This is a genomic window from Shewanella sp. SP2S2-4 (assembly GCF_031932025.1).
Taxonomy (GTDB): Bacteria; Pseudomonadota; Gammaproteobacteria; order Enterobacterales; family Shewanellaceae; genus Shewanella; species Shewanella baltica.
In genome coordinates, this window is the sequence record NZ_JAUOER010000030.1 from 63,036 (window position 1) to 70,036 (window position 7,001).

The window sequence follows — 7,001 nt, forward strand, 5'->3', positions numbered from 1 at the left end:
GTAATTTTGCACGTTTTAATTACCCTAATAATTTATGTGCATTTACATGCAAATGCGAAATGTGCAGCCTGTGCATTCAATAGCTTACACTGTATTTGACCGTACAATTTGCACTATTTTTAGCACAAGCAAATCTAATCTATTTTTTTAAACGAATATTTCATGCTGAAAATATGAACAGTGAACGAATTATTTGCAGGCATACCTAGCCTGATGACTTTATTCAGGCCAACGTCGCTCCGACTTTATCTAGAAGCATAATAAAGTTTGATCAAAAATTAGATTGCTATGAAGAGCCGCAACACACTAGTTTGATAAATTATCCGTAAAAGAAACCATTCTTCTGAGTTGAATTTGGGCACAAGTATAAAACCTACTGAAACAGAGCTTTGTTGATTTCAATCACCGTTACCCCCAACACCATTTGTACAAGACAGCGCACTACATGCAGCGCAACTCATATGATCACGATAATGTTGGTCGAAGAACTTAATCGTTCTGGCCTCTAAAGAATCATATAATTCTGGGGTTAAGGGCATTTTCCACTTATATTGCCCCATCAATTTAGCCAAATGTCGGTAACAGGTTTCGCGACGATTAGAAAGGTATTCTGGCGCGATAAGCTGGCTCTCAAATTGAGTTAACGCCCCGGTTAAATAAAAGGTGATGCCCTGTACTAACTCCTTTACCTGTAATGGTGTCGCCTCTAATTCCCCTTTTTCTACTGCTAGATTGAGCGAGTCAGTAAACCAGCCCCAGAACGCATTAATGCGCTTTTTAAAGCGTTCGACTTTTTCATCACTAGCAAGTTGCCATACCATGGTATTAACAGAAACAGAACGTAATGTTGCAAAGCTTTTGCTGCGTTTTATCGTTTCAAAGGTAAATAGAATTGGCAACAATACTCGTTCTTTAGCCGTTAATTCAGGATTTTTATTAATAAAAATTGGCAAGTGATTAGAGGTTGCACTTCTTAGGAACAGACAAACTAAAACGTCTTCCTTACGTTCAAAAAATTTGTACAAGGTGCCAGTAGAACAACCGACTTCTTTGGCCAGTTGAGAAAACTTAAAAGAGACGATGCCTTGCGACTCAATCAACAGCTCAGCTGCATCCAGTATTTGATTGCACCTTAAAATAGATAGTGTGTCAGAAGGACATTTCATGCACTAAACCCAAATAAAACGCTAAGTAAGCGTGAATTATGCGTTGTTAACTTATGCCTGTTATAGGGTAAGGATGACTAATCGGGATAAAGCTCACGCAAGTGAGCATTTTATTTATGTTCTTTGTGAGTTACCTCAAGCATACATTGCAACAACAAGTTTTTTTCATAGATTAAAATCCCTTCACTTACATTTTTGTTGCAAAAAACATTCATTTTCAAAAAAGATTATTCTAGACATAACTCACGAATAAGTTTGCCACTCCAAAAAAGCCGTGACTTAGTTCACCTTTAGCCTGCCCCATAGCCTCTATCTTGCTTGCATACTGAAGTAGAGGGTGAACAACATGCATAATAGAAGAAACTTTTTAAAACTGGGTGCAGGTGCAGCTATTGGCGGTATTGCAGCCGCACTGCCAAGTGCAGCATCAGCTAACGAGTGCGCATCAAACATAAAATGGGATGAAACACGCGATGTTATCGTCGTGGGTTCAGGTTTCGCGGGTTTATCTGCTTCACTCAATTCTAAACGCCAAGGTCTTGGTTCCGTACTTGTACTGGAGAAAATGCAAGTCATTGGCGGTAACTCTGCGATTAATGGCGGTTGGCTAGCCATTCCCAAAAACCCAATCCAATTAGCCCAAGGCATTCAAGATGATTCGCCAGAGGAACTGGTTAAAGATCAGATCATTTCTGGCCGCGGTATGCAAAATACTGACATGTTGCGCCAAATGGCTAATCGCGCACTGGATGCCTATGACCTGTGTATTAATGCAGGGGTAAAGTTTCGCGAAGGATTTAACCAGCAAGTGGGTGGACATAATAAAGCACGAGCGATTCGTACCCAACACGGTGTAGGCGGCGATATCACCACTAAACTTTATGAAGTGGGTAAAAAAGAAGGAGTTGAATATCGTCTTCAACACTATGTTGAAGATTTCATAATGGATGGTCAGGAAATTATCGGCCTCAAAGTTCGCCAAAATTATCGTTTCCCCGATCTCAAAACCGGCAAAACAATCTATATCAAAGCTAACAAGGCCGTTATCCTTGCCCACGGTGGTTTTTCTCGAAATTTAAAACTGCGTGAGCTGGTTGATCCATCGCTTGATAAGACACTTGATTGCACCAATGCGCTAGGAGCGACTGGAGAAGTCACTCTTACAGCCATGGCACACGGTGCACTGCCTATACATATGAGCTTTATTCAAACTGGCCACTGGGGTTCGCCTGATGAAGGCGGCTTCGGTTGGTCAAATGCGTTACTGTCGATTGGTTTCCATAAGGGCATTTCCGTCAATGTTCTTGATGGTAAACGGTTTATGAATGAACGTGCCGACAGAAAAACCTGCTCTGACGCCATAATGAAAAACCGTAATGCAGATGGTTCCCCCGCTTATCCTGTCGTGTTTTTTAATCATGATGACCATGTTGGCGATGAACGCGTCACCCGTGCCGTGCGTGACCAAATTGCCTGGAAAGTCGATAGCCTAGAGCAATTAGCTAAGCAGTTTAATATCCCACTAAATGAGTTAAAACAAACCGTTACTGAGTACAACCAACAAGTACCTAAAGGTGTTGATCCACTCTTTGGCCGCATGATGGATACGGCTGTACAGCTGAAACCTCCCTTTATTGTCTCGCGGATCTGGCCAAAAGTGCATTACTGCATGGGAGGATTAAAAACCGATTTAGGTGCCCGTGTTATGCACAGTCAATCGTTAACGACAATTAAGAAACTGTATGCAGTTGGTGAAGCGACCGGTGGTACACATGGTGGAACACGTTTAAGTTCAACGGCATGCCTAGAGTGCTTGACGATGGGAATTATCGTATCTGAAACCATCAAATCTGACATGCAGGCTTAAATATTATGAATAAATTACTACTCACACTCCTTATTGGATTCGTATTTGCTGGCAATGTAAACGCCGGAGAGCTGGTCAAAATGAAAGGCAGCACTCAAGGCCGAGTAAATCATGAGTCTCTCTATCAAGAAGGCTGTAAAAGCTGTCACCAAGGTTCAGGTAAGCAAAATGCTACCGACGCTGCGTGCGTTGAATGTCACGGTGACATAACCAGTATCCCCGTTGACGAGAAAAAGCTACCGATCCCAGAAGCTCATCCGCACAAATCGTTGCACTACAACGAAGGTGCAAGCTGCTTAGCCTGCCACGCTGAACACGAAAAAAAGGCCCCAGTTTGTGCTGAATGCCACCGTACTTGGTTCAAAGAAATGTAAATTAATTATTAAAATTCAAATACTAAAATAAAAGGTAACGATGATGAAACAATCCACTCGGTTTATGCTGTCCATGGTTGCAACTGCAATGGCCATGTCGAGTTCAGCCGCTTTTGCTGCAGAACAACAAGAAGATGGTATTAACGTTGGCGGTGCAGTGCGTGTTAACTATGGTTATAAAGATTATGACAAAGCCTCAAAAGACAAAGGCGGCGATTTTAATTTTGATATGGCCGCAATTAAATTTGATGGTAAAAAAGGCAACTTCGGTTTAGCCGCAGAATACCGTTTTACTTCAGGCACTAACTATATCAAGTACGGTTATGGTTACTACAACATTGATCCAGACTGGCAACTGCAATTTGGTATCAACAAGGTACCCTTTGGTAATCGCGAGTTTATTTCTAACAGTTGGTGGTTTGGTCTACCTTACTACTTAGGTTTTGAGGATGATCATGATATCGGTCTTAAAGCCACCTACGAAAAAAATGGCTGGCATACTGATTTAGCCTTTTACAAAAATGCTGAATATGGTGCGACCGAGAATAAGCGTTATTCGACCGATTTGTATACCGGTACCATCAATGGCACTGAGTATCACAATGAAGAAACTAACCAGTTAAACGTGCGCCAAACTTATACAACAGAATACGAAGGCGGCTCGACTACCTTTGGTGGCTCTGTGCAGTATGGCCAAATCTACAACAGTGAGACGGGCAACAATGGCGATCGCTATGCAGTAGCATTGCATTTAGACAGCAGCTACAAAGGCTGGAATTTACAAATGCAAGCCATGCAATATGAATATGATGCTGCAGATGCTATCGACTCCAATAAAATTGGCGTGTCAGTAGTGAGCTGGCAGTATGAAATTGCCTCTAAGGGCCAAGCCTATAACATCAACATTGCCAAAACCGTAAACACAGATTGGGGTAGCATTAAGTTCTACAACGACTTTGGTTTAATGACGCCAGATGTTGATGATGATAGCTACGATAACAGTATGCAAAACGTCACTGGTATGGCGATTTCTGCAGGCCCTACCTACACAATGATCGACTTTGTTATGGGTAAAAATATGACCTTCTCTACCGCCAATAACGACCATGTTGGATTACCGGAAGTCGGTAATGATTGGGATAAACGCATTAACATCAACTTTGGCTATTATTTCTAACTCTCTATTCTAACTCTTGTTTGTAATAATCAAGTCGATCAGGACGTTCCTGCCGTTTTGATCGACCGTTCTTTTTATGCCCTATTTATTAGGGCATTTTTTATTTTTCAATGTGATTTAGCCAACCATGAAGCAACACACTTTACTCGCCTTATCCCTATTTTTTATTCCGTTTTCACCACTCTATGGAACAGAGTTACAAATGGGGGGATTTATTAAGGCAAACGCACGTTATGTTGAAGGTAATCTGAAGTTTCAAGACAGTTGGACAGGTGGAGGTTCTTTCGCGGATAACACTAAACGTACTCAATTCAGTGCGCAAGAAAGTCGCGTAAATATGACCATCACCTCAAATGAAGTTCAAGCCTTTGCTGAAATCGACTTTGTTGGCTCGGCGCAGGGGAATCCGATCATCTCCAATTCCTACAGCCCCCGCCTAAGGCACGCATTTATATCCTACCAAGGCGTAACGGCTGGGCAAACTTGGTCCACCTTAGTCAATACCAGCACCTTTGCTGAAACGGCCGATTTAGGCGGGCCATTAGTTGGTCAAGCCATGATCAGGCAAGCGCTGGTACGTTATGACACAGCCCATTGGCAGTTTGCCCTAGAAAACCCCTACACCTACGGAACTCAAGCACCAGAACAAGCAAGTCAACAAACTAAATTCGCCACAGCACTCACGTCAACAGAACCACTTTGGATTGATACCAACCATGATTATCTGCCGGACATGATCGTTCGTTACAACCAATCGGGTGACTGGGGTAATGTGTCGATATCAGGTTTACTAAGATATTTAGACTCCGCCGATACAGCCCAATGGGGTGGTGGTACATCAATAGCGGCAAAAATACATTCCATAGGGAAAGATGATCTTCGTATTCAATTGCACTATGGTCATTTAGGGCGCTATGTAGGAACCGATGCAGCTAGAGATATCACAGATGGGCAATTAGAAAATTCTTTATCCGTCATGTTCGCCTATAGGCACTTTTGGACCCAACACACACGTTCAAGTATCTTTTATGGGCACACATCCACAAAAGTAGAACAAACAGATCGCAGTCATTTTGGGGTTAACTTATTCACCAATTTAACCCAATCACTCACTTTAGGCGCTGAAATAGGTCGTTATCAAATGCAAGACAATATCACTTCTCTTGTGCCCACAGTATCCCAGCCAAGGACAACTCAGGGAGCCTCCAACTATGCACAAGTCAGTCTGCAATTCCATTTCTAATGCTAGGGTCGCAGATAAGATTATTCGCGAGCAGAGTCACGAATAAGTTTGCCACTGAAAACATGACGTGATCCATTTCACCTTTGCGGTAGACCAATCTCTTTATTGTTAGTGACAGAACAATAATACCAACACAATACCGCCATTTTAAAAATTAAGACAATAGGATAGATAATGATGAAATTAAAAATGCTTTTTGGAATCGCCGCATTGGCATCAACGGCAGCTATGGCGCAAGGCCCACAATGTAACCATGCACAACTTCCATACCAACAAATGACCCCGGTGCCAGCGGACAGTACTCCTTATGTCCCACAAGATACTATGCCTGAGCAATGTCGAAACCCAGAAATTGAAGCTTATATTGCTGATTGGGAAGCAGGCAAAATCGATTTTAATACCATTAAACCCAACGATAGCATCGCCGCGGATCAACGTTTCTGTAAAACCTTGGATGATAATGGCAATGTCCTAGAAGCAAAAAACTGCGACCCTAAAAACTCTCCCGTTGGCTATATTTGGAAAGAATTGTCTGACAGCCCAGTTGTTATCGGTATTACTAATGGTGGCAAGTCAGATCATGAGCCGCACTTTCATGGCCAACCTGAGTGTTATTACGTCGTAAATGGCACAAGTAAAACATTAGCAAACAATAAATTCGAAACCCTAGCTAAAGGTCAATACTTCTACATACCTGGGGCTCATATCCACAACACGCCAATTTTAAACAAAGAGGGTTTAGGCGTGTTCTACTGGTATCCGAATAATGCTCATTTTGATGGTTTTAAATACTATTGGCGCAAAGATGTGAAAAACTTGAGAGTGGCTGAAGAAGCCTTTGATCGTGTTGATGCCATTCGTAAACGTGATCTTAACCTAGGCCCATACGGTACAAACGAAGCATTCTTTAAAAAATAAGCTAAATTGAAATAAACCACCTTCCTAAGAAGGTGGTTTAGCCCTCTTTGCTCCGCTTATATCGCCACGATCTCATCCTGCGAAGTAAAAATGGAGATATAACATTGGCGCATAAAGCAAAGATCAAAGGATCACAAAATCGATCTAGTGAAGTTGGTATATCCGAGCACACCTATTTTTTGAGCCTCTGAGAAAGTAAGGAAAATAATTATTTATAATCAACACCATATATAGCGTTCAAAATTATGAACGCCCC

6 protein-coding genes are annotated in these 7,001 nt (G+C 42.0%); 5 read left to right on the forward strand and 1 reads right to left on the reverse strand.

Features of this window, described 5'->3' with window-relative positions:
- Positions 1–398: 398 nt before the first annotated feature.
- Entirely contained in the window at positions 399–1,166 is a 768-nt protein-coding gene (locus Q4Q54_RS19265) for a TetR/AcrR family transcriptional regulator (RefSeq protein WP_105252712.1), read from the reverse strand.
- A gap of 346 nt (positions 1,167–1,512) precedes the next feature.
- Between Q4Q54_RS19265 and Q4Q54_RS19270 the strand changes: the two genes are divergently transcribed.
- The 5 genes from Q4Q54_RS19270 (at position 1,513) to Q4Q54_RS19290 (ending at position 6,745) form a co-directional block, all read left to right on the forward strand.
- A complete protein-coding gene (locus Q4Q54_RS19270) occupies positions 1,513–3,033 on the forward strand; it encodes a flavocytochrome c (RefSeq protein WP_219251615.1) in 1,521 nt (506 codons plus the stop codon).
- 5 nt (positions 3,034–3,038) lie between these two features.
- A complete protein-coding gene (locus Q4Q54_RS19275; RefSeq protein ID WP_012089430.1) occupies positions 3,039–3,407 on the forward strand; it encodes a cytochrome c3 family protein in 369 nt (122 codons plus the stop codon).
- Between the two features lie 40 nt (positions 3,408–3,447).
- Positions 3,448–4,584, forward strand: a complete 1,137-nt coding sequence (locus tag Q4Q54_RS19280; protein WP_259520256.1) for a hypothetical protein — start codon at positions 3,448–3,450, stop codon at positions 4,582–4,584.
- Positions 4,585–4,711: 127 nt separating this feature from the next.
- Positions 4,712–5,827, forward strand: a complete 1,116-nt coding sequence (locus tag Q4Q54_RS19285) for a hypothetical protein (RefSeq protein WP_311989288.1) — start codon at positions 4,712–4,714, stop codon at positions 5,825–5,827.
- Positions 5,828–6,001: 174 nt separating this feature from the next.
- Positions 6,002–6,745, forward strand: coding sequence for a cupin domain-containing protein (locus Q4Q54_RS19290; protein ID WP_311989289.1), 744 nt, complete (start codon positions 6,002–6,004; stop codon positions 6,743–6,745).
- The last annotated feature ends 256 nt before the right edge of the window (positions 6,746–7,001 follow it).

Bases quoted from the DNA above. Each gene is read 5' to 3' on its own strand.
- Q4Q54_RS19265 (WP_105252712.1), bottom strand. From the start codon at position 1,166: ATGAAATGTCCTTCTGACACACTATCTATTTTAAGGTGCAATCAAATA.
- Q4Q54_RS19270 (WP_219251615.1), top strand. From the start codon at position 1,513: ATGCATAATAGAAGAAACTTTTTAAAACTGGGTGCAGGTGCAGCTATT.
- Q4Q54_RS19275 (WP_012089430.1), top strand. From the start codon at position 3,039: ATGAATAAATTACTACTCACACTCCTTATTGGATTCGTATTTGCTGGC.
- Q4Q54_RS19280 (WP_259520256.1), top strand. From the start codon at position 3,448: ATGATGAAACAATCCACTCGGTTTATGCTGTCCATGGTTGCAACTGCA.
- Q4Q54_RS19285 (WP_311989288.1), top strand. From the start codon at position 4,712: ATGAAGCAACACACTTTACTCGCCTTATCCCTATTTTTTATTCCGTTT.
- Q4Q54_RS19290 (WP_311989289.1), top strand. From the start codon at position 6,002: ATGATGAAATTAAAAATGCTTTTTGGAATCGCCGCATTGGCATCAACG.